Genomic DNA, 17453 nt, shown 5'->3' on the forward strand with positions numbered 1-17453 from the left:
CTTCAATTGTTATATTATTCTTTTACCCCGCCTAAAACCATACCCTTAACGAAATACTTCTGAAGGAAGGGATAAAAAGCTAGAATCGGCAGCGCGCCTACGAAAATTTGCGCGGCTTTTACAGTTCTGTCCGACACAGTGGCTAAGTTCGCCAGCTGCTCCGCGGACATGTTGGTCAAGCTCGATTGAACGATGATGGTTTGCAGGTAACTCGACAGCGGATAGTTATGCTGCGAATTCATGACGATAAGTCCGTCAAACCAGGAATTCCAATGCATAACGATCGTGAACAGCATGATCGTGGCGATTGAAGGCATCGACAACGGCACAAATATGCGCCATAGCGTAGTCCAGTGTGTTGCGCCATCGACAAATGCCGCCTCTTCCAGCTCTTTGGGCAAGCCTCTAAAAAAATTCAATAATAATATGACATTAAATACAGGAACGGCACCGGGAATAACTAATGCCCATATGGAATCGAGCAGCCCGGTAGCGCGAATCGTCATATACCAAGGAATCAATCCTCCGCTGAACAAAATCGTAAAGACGAAGAACCATGCGTAAGCCGTTCTGAACTTCAGCTCCCTGCCGCTTTTGGACAGCGGATAAGCAATGAGAATGGTCAAAATCATACTAACGCTTGTACCCAGAACAACCCGCTTCACTGTAATCCATAACGAAGTAAGAAACTCACTCTTGGACAACACAAATTCATAGGCTTTGAAAGTCATTTCCTTAGGCCATAGCTTTACGATCCCAGCGCTTGCCGCTACATTTGAGCTTAGGGATACGGCAAAAATATGAATAAGCGGAATTAAACAAGTTAAGGCGATCCCAATAAGAAAAACGTAATTGAGGATTAGAAATAAACTGCGTCCAAATGATTTTCCTTCTACCAAATCAATTCTCTCCTTTCCTTAAAAGATGCGGTAATCAGCAATTTTGTATGCCAGCCAATACGAGATAGATACAAGCGCAAAAGAAATAACTGATTTGAACAAACCTAGTGCAGTCGCTACCCCGTACTGCATATCCATTAACCCAATTCGATATATTAGCGTATCCAGAATATCTCCACTCTCGTAAACAAGTGGACTATATAAATTAAATACTTGGTCAAACCCTGCATTTAATACATTTCCTAAGCTTAATGTCGCCATCAAAATGATAACCGGCATCATACCCGGAAGGGTAATACTCCATGTTTGCTTCCATCTGCCCGCGCCGTCGATCATCGCTGCTTCATACAAACTAGGATTAATCGTCGTCAGCGCCGCTAAGTAAACAATCGTGCTGAATCCGAACTCCTTCCAAATATCCGAAACGATGAGGGTTATCGGAAACCATTCGTTATCGCCTAGAAAAAAAATAGGTTTAATTGAGAAGATGCCTAAAAACTGATTCAGCAATCCGTTGGACGGTGACAAAATATCGATGAGTACGCCGCCCAGAATAACCCATGATAAAAAGTGAGGCAGGTAAATCAACGTTTGAACCCATCTCTTCACATACATTTTGCCAACTTCATTTAACAAAATCGCGACCGTAATGGGCACAAGTAGCCCGAACACCATCTTGAGAACCGCGATAAATACGGTATTCCATAGAACCTGCCCGAAATCGGGCATTTGAAATAAATATTCGAAATTTTTGAACTCCACCCATTTGGAATCGAACAAACCTTTTGACGGAATATACTTTTGGAACGCCATCAATACCCCGACCATAGGAAAGTAGCAATAGATCAGTACGATCACGATCCCTGGTATTAACATCAAGTGCAATGGAAGCTGCCTGAGTCCCTTTTTTGTGTGCAAGATGTCCACTTCCTTATTTTGAATCTCTATTTGTCTGTATAAAGGAAAGGGGCAAGCAGCAAGCATCTTACCCCTCATACCGAATTATTTCTGTGAAGCGTTCCATTCATTAACTTCTTGCGTAATTTGATCGCCGCCGAGAGCTTTCCAATCCTCAACGAACTTATCAAATTGATCGATCGAGGCTGCGCCGTAAATGATTTTCGTGAAGATTTCAGTCTCCATCTTTTCCAATGTAGCTTTTTTCTCGCCCATCGTATCCGTAGGGGCACCACCGTATCCTTCGGTGATCACTTTTCCTTCATCCGACAGCTTCTTCAATACCATCATCGCTCCTTCAGGACCGTTCTGGTACATTTCACCATAGAAATTCAAGTCTCCGCCTTCGAATGCCTTGATTTTATCGTAAGTCGATTTCTCTTCCGGGTTCAGCTTGGACGGATCCCCGCTCTTGATCGCTTCCGCTACATTCACCGAACGGTTAATATCCTTATCCGGTGAGAACAAATCCACCATCGAGAATTTAGCAACCGTTATACCGCTGCTGTCTACTCCGTATTTTAAATAATCCGCAGTTTCTCCGTACAGCTTCTCCATAAAGAGGTTTGCCATCTTGACAGCTACTTCCGGATGCTTCATATCCTTCTTGACTACAAAAAAGAACGATGCGCCAAACGGCATTTGAACGGTTGCATTACCGCCATCAATGGAAGGAATCGGGAAAGGTCTCCACTCTGCTGCTTCGTTTTTCTTCTTGTTATCTTGAAGCGGCCATTGCGAAGCCCAGCTTGGTCCAAACATCATCCCTATACGATCGCTGACTATAGATTCCGCAACTTTCGAGCCGTCCTTTACACCAAATTCCTTATCAAGTTCGCCGTTCTTGTACATTTCCGCTAGCTTAACTAGAGCGGTTTTGACTTCCGGTTGGATGCTTCCGTACACCAAGTTTCCAGATGCATCTTTTTTCCAGATCCGAGGATGTGCGCCGTAAGCATTAAGGAATCCGTTAAGGGAAGGATATCCGTTAATGATTTCTTTACTTAGCGCGAAGCCGAATGTATCTGCCTTGCCGTTGCCGTCAGGATCTTTGGTCGTGAAGGCATTAGAAATTTGCAATACTTCTTCCCACGTCTTCGGCTCGGAAAGACCCAGCTTCGTCAACCAGTCTGTACGAAGCCAGAGCAACGGTGTTTGCGCGCCGATCATCGGCTCCGTCTTTGGAATCGCATACTGCTTGCCGTCGAAAGTAACGGATTGCAAAGCCTGCTTGTCCTGCTCGAAGATTCTTTTCACATCTGGAGTTGCATATTTCTCATAAACCGATGTCAAATCCTCTAACATATCCGATTCGACCAATTGCTTCAATTGAGCGGAGTTAACCATCATGATATCTGGTATTTCGCCTGAAGCGATGGAGAGGTTCAGCTTCTGGAAATATTGTGCATCAGTGCCTTTCACAATCCAATCGTATTTCAGATTGATACCCATTTCTTTATAGAGATCTTCCCAAGCGTTTTTTGATTCCGATTGACCTTCCGGATACACCACGTCTTGAGTAATGAATTTCGCCGCCGTTACATCAATTGGAGGATCGTATTTGCCTAACGGCTCAATAACGGTATCTCCAGCCTTATTTCCAGAATTTGCATTTGCATTCCCACTCTGTTCGTTGCCGTCGTTACTGCTGCCGCAGCCTGCCAGCACGACAGAGCACACCAAGATGTTGGCGAGAATGATACTAAAATGACCTTTTCCCTTCATCATGAACACCCTTTTCTAGTTAGTTTTCTTTGCTACGGCTTCATTATAAAAGTAAAGCATGTACGCTAACTAGTTTCCATTTGTGACTTTTGTATCTTTTATTTACACGTTTGAATCCCTCTTCAGTTCGCGGTATTCCTGCGGCGTCAGATGCGTCGCTTTTTTGAAAAAACGATGGAAATATTGGGAAGACAAAAAACCGAGCTCAGAGGCAATCTCGTGCACTTTGCATCCATCTTGTTCTAACATACGCTTCGCTTTCTCCAACCTAATTTCGTTGATATAAGCGGACAAACCTTTGCCTGTCAATTTTTTGTACAACCTCGAGAGATAGGAAGGATTGTGCCCCACCACCTCACCAATTCTGAGCAGCGACAAATCCCCTGACAAATGACTCGCCACATAATGCTGGATCTTCTGAATGAGCTCATGCTCCTGAACAACCATTCCAGCATGCTGCCATTCAAAAATACTCTTGGCGTATGAAGTGAATTCTTCACAAATTTGATGCCAGGAATGGTACCTTTCGAACTGTGTAAACCGTCCCAAATCATGATCGGTGTGAGCATCATTACTCGAATGCAGCAAGCCATGAGGAAGGAACACTGCAACAAGCAAGTAGTATAGTTCAATCTGTACGGCGCTTGGGAATGCTCCTGACAGTGACGCGAAAGCCAGCAGCTCCTCCAGCGTTTCGACCGATGCTTCCTCCTGTCCGTTCTCCATGCAGGACTTCAAATAGGCGATTTTGTTAAAGTGAACTGATGTCAGGCGCATCTCGACGTTAATGTCTTTGCTTGCAGGCAGGGATTCAGGCTCCAGCAAGATCAGCTCATTTCCGAATCCAAGACCGCTATGGAAGAGCAGATTAAGCCGTTCGAACTTGTGCGGAATATCGCACCATTCCGAGAAGCTGTTCGCGAGCGCCAGAGATAGAGGCAGCTTCAGCAGATTAAGTGACATCAGCTGGATTTGTTCCAACATTTCACGAACGAACAAGAAGGTTCTTCTGAGAACCTCTGAATCGCATAGTGCTTCAGAAGGTTGGATAAACCAAACCATCTTGTTCTTGTCATAGCTCATAGAGATTACCTTCGTGAGCGGGGATAATAATTCGTTCGTCATATTGTCCAGTGCAAATTGGAACAGCGATCTATCCATCAAGCTTTCCCGTTGTCCCCAATCATCAATACGCACAATCATTAGCAAGCAAGGACAGTCGTCATCCAGCGGAATCTGCAGATCTTCGAATTTGTCAGGAAGCGAAAGAAGCGACTTGTCGTCCCCTTGTATCAGTTCGTTCAAATATTGCTTCTGAATATAAGGCAGCGCTACCTTCCTTTGCTGGCTCGCTTCGATAAGCTGCATGTCCACTAATTGCTCCTGATCAAGCTGTTTGGCTGCCGCGATTATACACTCTGCAATTTTTGCGTTGCCTTCTGTCTTTAGAATGTAGTCCACGCTGCCTTGTCGAGTCGCTTGCTGAATAAAGGCAAAGTCGCTGTGACCCGTCAAGAAAATCACTTTGCACCTGGGCCATTGCTTCACGATCTCGCTCTGAAGCTCCAGACCGTTCATACCCGGCATCTGAATATCAGACAACACGATGTCTATTTTCATTCTTCCAAGCCACATCAATGCATCCTGCGACGTCGCTGCCGTATAGACTTCCAATTCAGGTTCCGTCAACCGGCTGCATAACTCCATTAGCCCTTGCAAAATAAACGGTTCGTCATCCACGATTAATAATCGGTACATTATTGCTCCTCCTTTGTCTTAACGGGTATTTTCATCGCGACTCCCAAGCCGCCTAACTCGCTTCGGAATACGTTAAGACCGGCGGACGGACCGAACTTGATCTGTAGTCGCCTGTGAACATTCACGATTCCCGTCGTTTCAAGTCCCGAGGCATCCTGAAGCATAAGCTTTAGACGTATCAGCTCCTCATCCGATAGTGCGGCGCCATTATCCTCGAAGTAAATACAGAGGAAGTTGTCTCGCAATTCATTCGTTATTCGAATAATACCTTCGGATATTCTGGACTCTAGTCCATGCTGGTACGCATTTTCAATGATAGGCTGCACGATGAGACGCGGCACCGGAATCATCTCCAATTGAGTAGGAATCGGTTCCGAATAAACATTGATCCTGCTTCCAAACCTCATCGACTGGATATTCAAGTACGCATCCGCATGCTTCATCTCCTGTCCTAGCGGCAGCTCTGACTTGGCGTCTCTCGTAATAAACTGAAAGTAGTTACCAAGGTAATGGACGAACTTTCTTGCATTGTCCAAATCCTCGAATTCAATAAGCTGATGCAAAATAAAAAAGCTGTTGTACAGGAAATGCGGATTGATCTGGGACTGAAGCTGTCTAAGCTCGGACTGCTGACTTCTGATTTGTTGCTCGTATACTTCCTGGATCAGCGATTGCAGCTGAGAGACCATTTTATTGAACTGATCTGACAGATCCGAGAATTCGTCGTTGCTGTTCTGTGTGATCCGGACAGCTAGCTGGCCTTGCTCCACTTTGCGGAAGGCTTTCAACAGGTTGCGGACGGGATTTCGAATCGCTTTGAATATCCAATATGAGAACAGCGCCATTACGACGATCGACAACGCGAACAAGATCCAAAACAAAGTATTATATTTGTCGAAGTCGCGCATAATGACGTCTTCTGGCGTATATATACCGAGCGAAAAATCGTATCCTGACGATTGCTGGAGCGAAACCAAGTATCTCTTCCCTTGACTCTCGAATATGATGCTTTGGACTTCGCCGCCTGTCTGCCGTGATAATAATGTTTCGATTTCATCGGACATCGCCGACACTTCGTGGTTGGTAATGACGCGGTTCTCTCGCTTGAAATAAAGGTAAGCTCCTCCTTGATCGGACATGCTGTCCAAATCCTCTATAATCATCCGCTGATTGAACTCGATCTCGAGCAAGAAGACGGGAGCCCTGTCTGTGAACGAGCTTTCCGGATAATAAGATCCCATCAGCAGTTTATCGTCATGCCATAATAACGGAGATAATTGCCGCTGCATTTTGTAGCGAATCGCTTCCAATTCTTTGATGGAGACACCCTCGAGGTAGCTTCCTGTTTGGATTCGCTTGTTGATTAGCGGGATGTGAAGAGTCGCACTCTCTATGTAAGAGCTGGAGTCCTGCAGAAGAGCCATCTTTCTCTCCAGCCGCAAAATCGTTTCGCGCAGCTCGTTTTCCGTTAAGGCCGGGGCTATCGTACTTAAAGCCATAAGATCCTCGTCCACCAGTAAGGAACGTTTGAAATTTTCGATATTAACGATTTCGTTCGTCAATGTAGACAAATAAAATTTCACGTTGGTTTGCATCGATTGCAGAATCTGATCCTGCAAACTGCTTGCCACCTGCTTATTCAAATAAATGCCCAGCATGTATACAGGCATAATTGCGATCAAGAAGCCCAAAAGCAGCTTCGGAAACACCGTAAACCTAATCTTTTGAAACCACATTTCGTTTCCTCCTGCCGAGCGCTTACGTCGATATCCATGATGTATTTGTTGAAACCTAAGAAGCATTCCAACATTGGAAAAACCCGACCGCAAGGGTCAGGTTTTCCAGAAATGTATGGGTGAGCTTTACCAATTTATTCGGTAACTTTTGTTACAGTAATATTCTTGACTTCGGACATGTTCCCCATGTAGTCTTCCAGTACAATACCGATGACAGATCCCACTGCCGGAATAGCCAATCCATTCAAATCATGATAACCCCGAATGAAATAATCGGTTGTTACACCGTTATACTTTTTCGTTGGTTTAACTGCTACACCATTAACGGTAATGTACATATGCCACCAGTCTTTCGATGAAGGTACATCGATCCCAAGCTTATTGCTATTGATATAGTAGCTGCCATCAAACGATTCGGAATACATATCTTTCATTTTCCCAGCATAACTGACGGTATCTATGACATTCTCTTTCTTATCCAATGTGGATATTCTCAACAGATAACGATCATCATCTTTCACCGGTACTTCAAATTTCGCTGAAGCAAGTTTAATATCTACAGTCTCCGTGTAAGTATCTTTTCTGCCATCAGTAAAGCTGAGGTCGAATCGAACTTTGCTGCCGCTGTTCTCCTTGCCCCAGCTAATATCGAATCCTTCGGCAGCTTCATTGACGGACACTTCTGAAATATTATTTTTGCTTTTCAGTTTGATAATAGCTGGTTTGCTCTCACTTTGATCGGCACCAACAGCAGTCAGTTTAAGAGCCACGGCATTTTCATCTAAGTTTTTCACATAGAAGTTGTCGCTATAAACACCGCCCAAAAATTCCTCTTTGCCATTATCCAGCTGTGCATAGAGATTGTATTGCTTCACCTCACTATAGTCATTACGATTCCAAACGACATCGACTTCATTGGTATGATATCGATCTTTGACAGCAAAGCCCTTAGGCGTGCTAGGCGTGTAGTTTTTCCCATCTGTAAGTTTAAGTTCCCCAATGTTGACTTGATAGCCATCGATAGTTTTTCCATTCGGATCAAATGCAACACCTAGAGCAGCGATTTCACGATTCGCATACTCTTTTAGATTCAATTTAGCTGTGACAAAGCCTTTTGTCTTCTTACCGCTATTCGGTACGGAAATATATTCAACTTGATCCGGCGCATCTTTGAAAATAAGCCCTAACTGGATCTCAGAACCATCTTTCTCCGATGTTTTGTTATACGTTAGCGAAGCTGTCGTCGTGTTCTTAACGTTCAGATTCGTCTTATAAAGACGCAAGAAATTTTTTGCATCCAAGGATCCATTCACGACAAGCGAACTTCCGCCTTTGTAACCGCCAATTGGCTGATAAGTAAATTTATCTCCGTTCTCCACGGCATCCCCATAATCAAAGTCCGCTTGCAGCTTGGTTCCTTCGGTTTCCATCCACCATTGCCATGTCGGAAGAATATCCTGTAAGTTAATGTTCGACCACTCTTCGTCCTTCGACACTTTACCGTCCATATAGTACTTCATGCCATGTCCTGTATTAAAGTTCGTCACAAAGGTGCTTTCATCGATGACCGAGCGCTCCGCGATGTATTTTGAAATGCCTGTCCATTCTGAAGCGTCCTTCACGCCAACATCTGGCCTTGCATATCCCTTCTGCTCCTCCGTATTCGTCGGATCAATCTTAACGCCGGTATACCACATGCGCTCACGTTCTGCGATCATCCACTGATGATCGTCATCTCCTCGAAGGTTCTTGCTCGGATCACCCAAGTCCTCATCCAGGCCAGTTTGAACAAAATTGCCTCCTAATGTCGCAATCGCTGTTAGCGGGTTCCCTGTCTCCGTATCTAGAATGACATCCATATTGCGAGTGGAGTTGTGAGTTCCTCCGTATCTCCCCATACCTGCCTCGACACCTGAGAAGACTGTTTTTAACGGATCTATTCCTCTTCTCTTCGCTTCTTCGACGGTTTTCTTAATATAGGTTTGATTCGTGCTATCTCCGTTATTCCAACCATCGCGAGAGTTCCAGTTATAGTTCATAAAGATGGAGTTGTTAATCAATCCTCCCATCGCATCATCTCGAACGAAAGAGCTGTGGGATGGAATAAGTGAAGGCTGATAGGTGAGCCTCCCATTCACATCATCTATCGTGTCATACCACTGCGTGTATACCCCGGCATCGACCAAAGTTTTCGTAAATGCCTTATACCTCTCAATATACTTCGGACTAATAGACGTTTCTTGGTTAATGAAATAGCCATCGAAGCCAAAGTATTCCTTCATCTCAATTAGCTTCTCCGCTACCGGGAAAGTTCCGTCTTCCCTTTGCTTGAGCAACAGATCATACGGCTGCCCTGTGCGCGGGATAAAGATACAACCTACTGATTTCACGCCATTCTTGTGTGCAGCATTAGTATAAGCTGGGTTAGGCAGGTCTACGATGCCGAACTCAAATGCTCGTTTTTCCCAAGATTCAGCAGGATCGTATAAGCTTGAAGGTACATCCTCCGTTGCTGTACCATGCCAACCGCCATAATAGTCTGTATATTGCCAGAAGTTAAATAAATAGTTTGAATACTCGTTATTATAAGGCGTTGCGCCAAGGAAATAGATGTCATAATCCCCAACTAGGTTAAATAACTCTGTCTCTGGGCTCAGCTTAGGATTCGCTTGGGTCGCAGCAAACGCCTGATTTCTCTGTTGCATGGGTACAAAAGCTCTTAATCGCTCCGCATTCGGATCTGTCGCTGGGGACCATTGCTCAATATCGACAGCGCGATATCCATGGGTCATCGGTTGATTCTTACCAAAGACCGCATTACCTGTGGGCGGCATGGAGTCTCCTGCAAGTGCATAATTGGGGAACGTCAAAAGCGATATCACTGCTGTTGTTATAAGTGCTTTTTTTCTCTTCTTCATTGATCTTTCCTCCTATTTGTTAATTAGCTTCTTGTGATTCCTAAAGACAAATGGGTCTGATACGACGGACGAACAGATCTCACATACACTAGTATGATGATTTCATTTTACAAATGTAATCGCTTTAAGTCTTTGAAAGATAAAGTCTAAATTTTGCACATTTCGGACAACCATTTGATATTTACTTCCATTTTTTCTAATCCCTACTCCTTTACGCTTCCGATTACAAGTCCTTTGACGAAATATCTTTGTAAGAACGGATACACGATGAGGATGGGAAGAGATCCAACGATAATTTGCGCAGCTTTAGTCGTTCGATCAGAGATTTCGCTCAGATTTTTCGCCTGAAGCACACTGATTTTGGACATGTCCGGTTGAATGATAATCGTCTGCAAATAGGTGGATAATGGATAGTTAGCAGGAGAATTCATCAGCATCAAGCCATCAAACCAAGCATTCCATTGACTGACAAACGAAAATAATGTAATCGTCGCCAGCGCGGGCAAGGAGATTGGCAAATAAATTCGCCACAGAGTGGTCCAGTGCGACGCACCGTCAATGAACGAGGATTCCTCCAGCTCCTTCGGTAAGCCGCGAAAGAAATTCAACAATAGGATCGCATTAAACACCTGCACGGCGCCTGGCAACACTAACGCCCAAATCGTATCAATCAATCCGGTCATTCGAATCGTCATGTACCAAGGAATCAAACCACCGTTAAATAAAATCGTAAATACGAAAATCCAAGCATAAATCGTCCGAAAACGGAAATCTTTAGTCTCTTTGGAAAGAGGATAAGCTAGAGTTATTGACAACAGCATACTGATGGATACGCCTAGAACAAGCCGCTGAATGGATATGACGAACGAAGATAAAAACTGCTTGCTCTCCAAAATAAACTTGTATGAGCTTAACGTAAATTCAACCGGCCAAAGCTTGACCAAACCTGCTGTCGCCGCACTGCTCGTGCTAAATGAAATCGCTAGAACATGCACCATCGGTGCAAGGCACAACAGTGCCAAACCAATCAGAAAAAAGTGATTGAACCAACTGAACACCCGGTAATTCATTGACGGTCGTAGAAACATAGGAATTCCTCCTTTCTTAAAAAATCCGGTAACCGGCTACGCGATAGGCAAGGAAATATGAGATAGAAATAAACAACAATGACACCACCGATTTAAACAATCCGACCGCTGTAGCCACGCTATATTGGGCATCAACGACACCGATTCGGTAAACAAGAGTATCGAGTATATCGCCGGATTCATATACGGTCGAATTATAAAGTGTAAACACTTGCTCGAAGCCGGCGTTTAGCACATTACCCAAACTCAATGTCGTCATTAAGATGATAATTGGCAGCATGCCAGGAAGAGTAATATACAAAGTTTGTTTCCAGCGGGTTGCCCCATCGATGACAGCCGCTTCATACAGCATCGGACTCACATTGGTTAATGCGGCCAAATACACGATGGTACTGAATCCGAATTCCTTCCAGACGTCAGACAGAACCAAAACGTATCGGAACCATCTATTATCGCCTAAGAAAAAGATAGGATCGATGCCGATGAAGATGAGCAATTGATTGATAATCCCTGTGCTGGGAGACAAGATATCGATCAGAATTCCCCCCAGAATGATCCACGAAAGGAAATGCGGCAAGTAAATCAGTGTTTGGATACCGCGCTTGAAAAAAGCGATTCGGATTTCATTAAGCAGCAATGCAATCACTACCGGCACAATAAGTCCAGCTATAATTTTCATACTAGCAATCAAAACCGTATTCCATATAACCTGCATCGTATCTGGAAGTTCGAATACATATTGAAAGTTATCCAGCCCAATCCAAGGGGAACCGAAAAAACCTCTGGCCGGTGAAAATTTTTGGAACGCAATAACGATGCCAAACATGGGGATATAGCTGTAAATAATAATGAGCACAAGACTCGGCAGCACCAAAAAATGCAGAGGTAATTCCCTCATCCACTTGCTTCGCATATGCAGATACCTCTTTCCGTTGTTCTAACGACCAAAGGAAACGAATGAAGCTGCCATCCGCTTCCTTTGCCTGCTGTTTCTATTGAGCAGCATACCATTCGTTGACTTCTTTGGTTATCTCGTTGCCTCCGAGCCTCTTCCAATCCTCAACGAACTTGTCGAACTCGTCGATCGAAGCCGATCCCATAATGATTTTTGTAAACAATTCCCGCTCCATTTTGTCCAATGTACTCTTTTTGGTTACCATTGTTGGTGTGCTGGCGCCAAGGAACTCGGTGGTCATCGCATTGTCCTTATAACCTGCAAGCGCTTCAAAAGCTGAACCTTCTGGACCCGTCTGACGATCTACCGCCCAGCTTGTGTCGTCACCTTTCATAAAAGCTGCTATTTTATCGTAGTTATCCTTCTGCTCCTGATTCAGCTTGGTAGCATCGTTCGTCTTAAACGCTTCTTTGATCGCTTCGAAATTGTCCGGAATGTTTTTGTTTGGAGGAAATACTTGGAATAAAGGATATTGGAAAATTTCTGTACCGTCTTTAGCTACCGAATATTTGACCCAATCCGCTGTTTTACCATAAAACCGCTCGTGCTGAAGATTTAGCATTTTTACGATAACCTCAGGGTGCTCAAATCCTTTGGCAGCCACATAATATTCGTAGATAGCAAATCCCAGACCCGGCTTAGCTGGTTGATCATCGATTGAGACGATTGGATAAGGCTTCCAATCCATTCCTGGGTTTTGTTTTTTTGCATCATTCAGCGGATAATAGGAGTTCCAGTTCGCGCCGAATTGGATGCCTACTTTGTTCTGAGATATCGACTCTATCACTTTGCTGCCGTCCTTGACTGCGAATTCACGATCCAATTGTCCGGATTTGTACATTTCCTGAAGCTTTGCCAAAGCCGCCTTCATCTCGGGCTGAACGTTACCGTAGACGATTTCACCGGAAGCATTCTTTACCCATATATTCGGATAGGCATGGTACCCGTTGAAGTAACCAGTCAAGTTGGCGAAGCCGCCGTATAGATCTTTCGACAGAGCAAGACCGAATGTATCGGCTTTACCGTTGCCATCGGGATCTTGCGTCACGAATGCTTCGGATATTTTCATCAAATCGTCCATCGTTTTCGGTGCAGTCAGATTCAGCTTCTCCAACCAGTCGGTACGAATCCATACAACATCAGCGCCTTCAATATTGCCGCCGAATTTCGGAATAGCCATCAATTTTCCATTTATCGTAGCTGATTTCAAGGCAAGCCCGCCATCCTGGTTCGCTAATTCTTTCAGCTCCGGGGTAGCGTACTGCTCGAATACTTCCGTCATATCTTGAACCTGACCCGCTTCGACCAGCTGACTCAACTGCTTCATACTGACTCCAAATACGTCGGGAAGATCGTCAGAGGCGATGGCCACGTTCAGTTTTTTATTGAGTGCGCTTTCATCTCCGCCGTTGGCATCAGCCAGCCAATCGTAAACTAGATTAATACCGAGTGCACTTTCGTACTCTTTGGTCCATACGTTGTTCTCCATCGTATCCCCGTTCTTGAAACGGTCGTCCGGCATACTTCCCCGTATGGCGTGAACTTCGATAGGAGGCTCGTATTTAACCAACGGACCATCTGCCGTCGATTTCGTAGCGGCATTTCCCGCTGGCTCTGGCGACTGCTCCTCATTTTTGTTACCATTCGAGCAGGCGCTTGTCGCAAGTGCCAATGCCAGAACGCATGCCGACGTTGCAGTCTTCCATTTCTTCTTTGCCATTATCCGTTCCCCCTTCAAAATCATTCCTTATCGATCTTGCACCTTGATTATAATGAAGCTTGTCGTCCCCCTTCTATTCACCGTTGTTTACATTGGACTATCATCTGTTGACCTTCCAATCTGATCCCGGTATTCCTGCGGGGTTGCATTCGTCGCTTTGCGAAAAAAACGGTAAAATGATTGCTCCGAAAGGAAACCGACTGCTTTGGATATTTCGTTGATTTTCAACCTATTTTCCATCAGCAGCTCCTTCGTCTTCGTTATTTTCACCGCCGTAATAAAATCGGATAGTCCTTCACCCGTTATGCGTTTATATAACCTTGATAAATAAGACGGATTATGACCTACCACCTCGGCAATTCGATTCAAACTAAGATCACCAGCCACATTGTGCCGAATATAGCGCTGAACTTGACTCACAACATCCATCTCTTGATTTCCTTGACCCGATGATTTCTGCTCAAAAATCACTTCAGCCAATTTGCCGAAGTATTCGGTCACTTCAAGCCAATTGTTTGTGTAATCCATCAAAGTCATCATGCCGAGATTAATGTCATCGCCGATTTCCTCATGAACCTTCCAGCGATTCACGTAGGATAAGAACATAGAAACGAGCGTAAAGTATATTTCAGTTCTGGTACTATCTGATTTTCCCGCAGCGGATGCTGCGAGCTTCATCAACAAAGAATATTCGACTGTAAAATGTGCCTGTTGACCGTTTTCCAAAAGCGTTTGCATCAGTGTCATTTTTTTCATTTGTTTGCGCAGCTCTATTACATCCAAATCCACGGCAAGTTCATGTGATTGCTGTTCAAGCAGCAGCAATTCTTGTCCCAGTCCCAGCCCGCGATTCATCAACAAACGCAAATGCTCAAACTGATCAGACAACTCTTTCCATTCCCGGTATGTCGTACCCACGGCAAACGATAGTTTTATATTGAGCAGCTTCTTGCACGCGTGCTGGATCATTTCCGCTACGCCTTTGACAAACGCCAAAGCTCGCTCTCTCGACTCCATCACTCTGCTTTTGAAGAATCCGTCTTGTTTCGGTTGAATCAACCAAGCAATTTTCGTCTTCTCTTCGAATTCAAAGGATACTTGACGGATTGAAGCAGACATATACTCTTCCGCAATATTTTGTATTGCAAACGAATACAGCGATTTATCGAAGGCGCTTGTACCTTCACGCCAATCGTCAATACGGCCGATGAGCATAAAAGCTGGATCTTCGGCATTCAAAGGAATATTCAGATCTCGGAACTGCTCCCCAATTGAACGAAGCGAGTAAGTGTCGGAATGGACAAGTCTCCACAACAGTTCCTTTTGCAGGAACGGTTGAATCGCCTGCGTCTGCTTCTTCGACCTTTCAATTAGATTTTCAACCTCGATCGCATCTGTCAACGATTGCGTCGCTTTTTGAATGGCTCGGAGAATCGCATCCGTTCCTTCCATTTTTAAGAGATAATCGACGCCTCCATTACGCATTGCCTTCTGAATAAATTCGAATTCGTCATGACCGGAAAGGAAAATGACCTTACACCATGGCCAACGTTCGATTATTTCGCGATGCAGCTCGATGCCGTTCAAACCTGGCATTCGGATATCAGTAAGAACGATATCTATTTTTGTCTTCTCCAGCATGTTCAAAGCTTCAGCCGAAGCGCATACACCGAATACTTCTAACTCCAACTCGGATTTACGCTCGAACAGATCGAGCATGCTCTCTACAATAATGGGTTCATCATCTACTATTAATAGTCTATACACTCAAATCTTCCTCTCTACATGCGACATCTGCATTATAAAAAAAACCACCCAAAAGGGTGGTTCGTACTCATGTCATTATAAGCACAATTTGATTTGAATTAGAATAAAATTTTGTTCATTTGCACTCGATTCCATTGCTTTGTATGAGGTAATTAGTGTATTATTTGACCTTAGCATAAAAAAGAATCGTGGAGGAATGTTTAAATGCAAGCGAAAATTAAACTTCAAGAAGGCCAAAGACTAATTACGAACAAAGATTTTGAAGTAGCTATTACTCAAAAAGCTATAATCAAAGCAATGCAAAATGGTATGCAGATTCGACCAGCCTCTACAATTGTAGGATATAACGATGATTCAGTTCGTATGTCTGACGGAAGTATCATCCATAGAGCAGCTAATTCATTTTTCGTCTAAACAAAATTTCTCATTGACCGATATCGTAATCGGTCTTTTTTTTATTGATCTCGTGAGAAATCGACTGGGTCCGGTGTTGTTATTTAGAATCTACTGGACTATCGTCAGCATACACGATTACAATTTCTGCATTCGTGATACCTGGCAATGATCTCGTCATGATAGGGGAGTGATATGCTATAATTTTCTTGCCTGTCTTCACCTCAGCATCATGAGGCAGATAGGAAATTACTTTGGTCTTATCCGTTATGTTCAAAATGATATCGTTATCTGTGGATTTGTCAGACCCCGTATTAACATAGACTTGACCTTTTCCTGTACGATCTGAGTCAATGATTGTGCCTTCAACTTTGTTCGTTTCCGTTTCTTTCACCACAATTTTCTCTGCATGCGTTTGAGCTGGGTAGATCATTGTCATTACTTCACTATAGTAAGTATCGACGCGCACATCACTTTTCAAAGCGTCTTTCGTTAATGGGTTGCCTTCTTGGTCAACGATTTGAGTCTTCTCGTCCACGGTTAGGATGACATAATCCGTCCCGCCTTTTTCCATTGGGTTTCCAATCACGGTAATACGATTGTCTGTTACGTTCGTAACAATACCGTCTGTACCTGGAAGATCTTTGTGAGCTTCTTCTTCAATAGTCGTATTTACCAAAATATAGTTCGTTGTCGATTGAGGCGGAATGCTCATTGTAACTGCAGGGCCGTAGAACGCTTTGACGCTCATTCCTGCTTGGATCTTGCTTGCATCAATAAACTTACCGTTTTGGTCAATGATTTGAGCTTTATCCGCAAATCGCAAAATAACCGTTTCTTCAATGGATGAGTAGAGGCCTGTCCCTTTTACAACAATGCTGTTTTCACCCACTTCGGATACCGTGCCATCAATTCCACTAAAGCTTTTATCTTGAACAACGAGCGTCAATGCTGTTCCTTGTGCAGGAAGGCTCCGCGTTATCTTTCCTCCATAAAATGCTTTTACGACCCTTTTCTCATCAATGATCGTTTTTAATGCCACTCTTTTTCCTTTGGAATCAATAATTTTAGTATCTTTGGTAATGGATAGAATGATCTCGCTTTGATCTGATATAGCAAGACCTCGACCTTTTACTGTAATGAATTTACCTGAACGATCGTTCACAAAATCAGTTATTTGACCTAATGTAGCAGGGGCAACTTTCGCTTCGTTTTGAATTAAACCTTGTCCATTATGAATCGTTGGGGGAGGAACGTCCTTTGCGTTTGCTGCCATCGGAACAACTGTCATTGCTAGAATTGATGTTGTTGCTAATAACTTGAACATTTTTTTCATTTGTATTTCCTCCAATTTGTGTCTGAATGTGTGTTTCTTGGAAAGAATCTTGCTTACCTATTCTTAGACGGTTAATCTGTAAAAAATGTTACACAAATTTGGGATGAGCTTATTCTTATCCATTTACACCGCGATTTGATCACAATTAAAAAAAACCTGAAAATAATCAGGGCTCACCATGCTTGTCTATCTACATATTCA

Annotated in this window: 12 protein-coding genes; 1 reads left to right on the forward strand and 11 read right to left on the reverse strand. The window is 43.8% G+C overall.

The window, feature by feature from the left end:
- Positions 1–14: 14 nt before the first annotated feature.
- From AC0YN6_RS04690 to AC0YN6_RS04735, 10 genes are all read right to left on the reverse strand, one after another.
- On the reverse strand, positions 15–899 hold the full coding sequence (locus tag AC0YN6_RS04690) for a carbohydrate ABC transporter permease (protein ID WP_475745455.1): 885 nt from the start codon (positions 897–899) through the stop codon (positions 15–17).
- A gap of 18 nt (positions 900–917) precedes the next feature.
- Positions 918–1775: an ABC transporter permease gene (locus tag AC0YN6_RS04695; protein WP_475745534.1), complete on the reverse strand. Its 858-nt coding sequence runs from the start codon at positions 1773–1775 to the stop codon at positions 918–920.
- Between the two features lie 126 nt (positions 1776–1901).
- Positions 1902–3584 carry an extracellular solute-binding protein gene (locus AC0YN6_RS04700; protein WP_475745456.1) on the reverse strand — a complete coding sequence of 561 codons (1683 nt, stop codon included), beginning with the start codon at positions 3582–3584 and terminating at the stop codon, positions 1902–1904.
- Between the two features lie 99 nt (positions 3585–3683).
- On the reverse strand, positions 3684–5339 hold the full coding sequence (locus AC0YN6_RS04705; protein WP_475745457.1) for a response regulator: 1656 nt from the start codon (positions 5337–5339) through the stop codon (positions 3684–3686).
- A complete protein-coding gene (locus AC0YN6_RS04710; protein WP_475745458.1) occupies positions 5339–7075 on the reverse strand; it encodes a sensor histidine kinase in 1737 nt (578 codons plus the stop codon). Before AC0YN6_RS04710 ends, AC0YN6_RS04705 begins: the two co-directional genes overlap by 1 nt.
- A gap of 134 nt (positions 7076–7209) precedes the next feature.
- On the reverse strand, positions 7210–9993 hold the full coding sequence (locus AC0YN6_RS04715; protein ID WP_475745459.1) for an endo-beta-N-acetylglucosaminidase: 2784 nt from the start codon (positions 9991–9993) through the stop codon (positions 7210–7212).
- Between the two features lie 203 nt (positions 9994–10196).
- Positions 10197–11081 carry a carbohydrate ABC transporter permease gene (locus tag AC0YN6_RS04720; RefSeq protein ID WP_475745460.1) on the reverse strand — a complete coding sequence of 295 codons (885 nt, stop codon included), beginning with the start codon at positions 11079–11081 and terminating at the stop codon, positions 10197–10199.
- Positions 11082–11097: 16 nt separating this feature from the next.
- Positions 11098–11994, reverse strand: a complete 897-nt coding sequence (locus tag AC0YN6_RS04725; protein ID WP_475745461.1) for an ABC transporter permease — start codon at positions 11992–11994, stop codon at positions 11098–11100.
- A 79-nt stretch (positions 11995–12073) separates the two neighbouring features.
- On the reverse strand, positions 12074–13756 hold the full coding sequence (locus AC0YN6_RS04730) for an extracellular solute-binding protein (protein WP_475745462.1): 1683 nt from the start codon (positions 13754–13756) through the stop codon (positions 12074–12076).
- Positions 13757–13843: 87 nt separating this feature from the next.
- Positions 13844–15523, reverse strand: coding sequence for a response regulator transcription factor (locus AC0YN6_RS04735; RefSeq protein ID WP_475745463.1), 1680 nt, complete (start codon positions 15521–15523; stop codon positions 13844–13846).
- Between the two features lie 204 nt (positions 15524–15727).
- Here AC0YN6_RS04735 and AC0YN6_RS04740 point away from each other — a divergent pair, with 204 nt between their 5' ends.
- The gene (locus AC0YN6_RS04740) at positions 15728–15937 is read left to right on the forward strand and encodes a hypothetical protein (RefSeq protein ID WP_475745464.1); all 210 of its coding nucleotides are present in this window, start codon (positions 15728–15730) and stop codon (positions 15935–15937) included.
- 79 nt (positions 15938–16016) lie between these two features.
- On the opposite strand, the gene AC0YN6_RS04745 is transcribed toward AC0YN6_RS04740, so the two are convergent.
- Complete coding sequence (locus tag AC0YN6_RS04745) at positions 16017–17252, reverse strand: peptidase (protein WP_475745465.1); 1236 nt, start codon at positions 17250–17252, stop codon at positions 16017–16019.
- Positions 17253–17453: the final 201 nt, after the last annotated feature.

This window comes from Paenibacillus sp. J22P15, assembly GCF_056269345.1.

Coding starts and splice junctions, on each gene's coding strand:
- AC0YN6_RS04710 (WP_475745458.1), bottom strand. CDS start 7,075: ATGTGGTTTCAAAAGATTAGGTTTACGGTGTTTCCGAAGCTGCTTTTG.
- AC0YN6_RS04700 (WP_475745456.1), bottom strand. CDS start 3,584: ATGATGAAGGGAAAAGGTCATTTTAGTATCATTCTCGCCAACATCTTG.
- AC0YN6_RS04730 (WP_475745462.1), bottom strand. CDS start 13,756: ATGGCAAAGAAGAAATGGAAGACTGCAACGTCGGCATGCGTTCTGGCA.
- AC0YN6_RS04725 (WP_475745461.1), bottom strand. CDS start 11,994: ATGCGAAGCAAGTGGATGAGGGAATTACCTCTGCATTTTTTGGTGCTG.
- AC0YN6_RS04740 (WP_475745464.1), top strand. CDS start 15,728: ATGCAAGCGAAAATTAAACTTCAAGAAGGCCAAAGACTAATTACGAAC.
- AC0YN6_RS04715 (WP_475745459.1), bottom strand. CDS start 9,993: ATGAAGAAGAGAAAAAAAGCACTTATAACAACAGCAGTGATATCGCTT.
- AC0YN6_RS04705 (WP_475745457.1), bottom strand. CDS start 5,339: ATGTACCGATTATTAATCGTGGATGACGAACCGTTTATTTTGCAAGGG.
- AC0YN6_RS04720 (WP_475745460.1), bottom strand. CDS start 11,081: ATGTTTCTACGACCGTCAATGAATTACCGGGTGTTCAGTTGGTTCAAT.
- AC0YN6_RS04695 (WP_475745534.1), bottom strand. CDS start 1,775: ATGTTAATACCAGGGATCGTGATCGTACTGATCTATTGCTACTTTCCT.
- AC0YN6_RS04745 (WP_475745465.1), bottom strand. CDS start 17,252: ATGAAAAAAATGTTCAAGTTATTAGCAACAACATCAATTCTAGCAATG.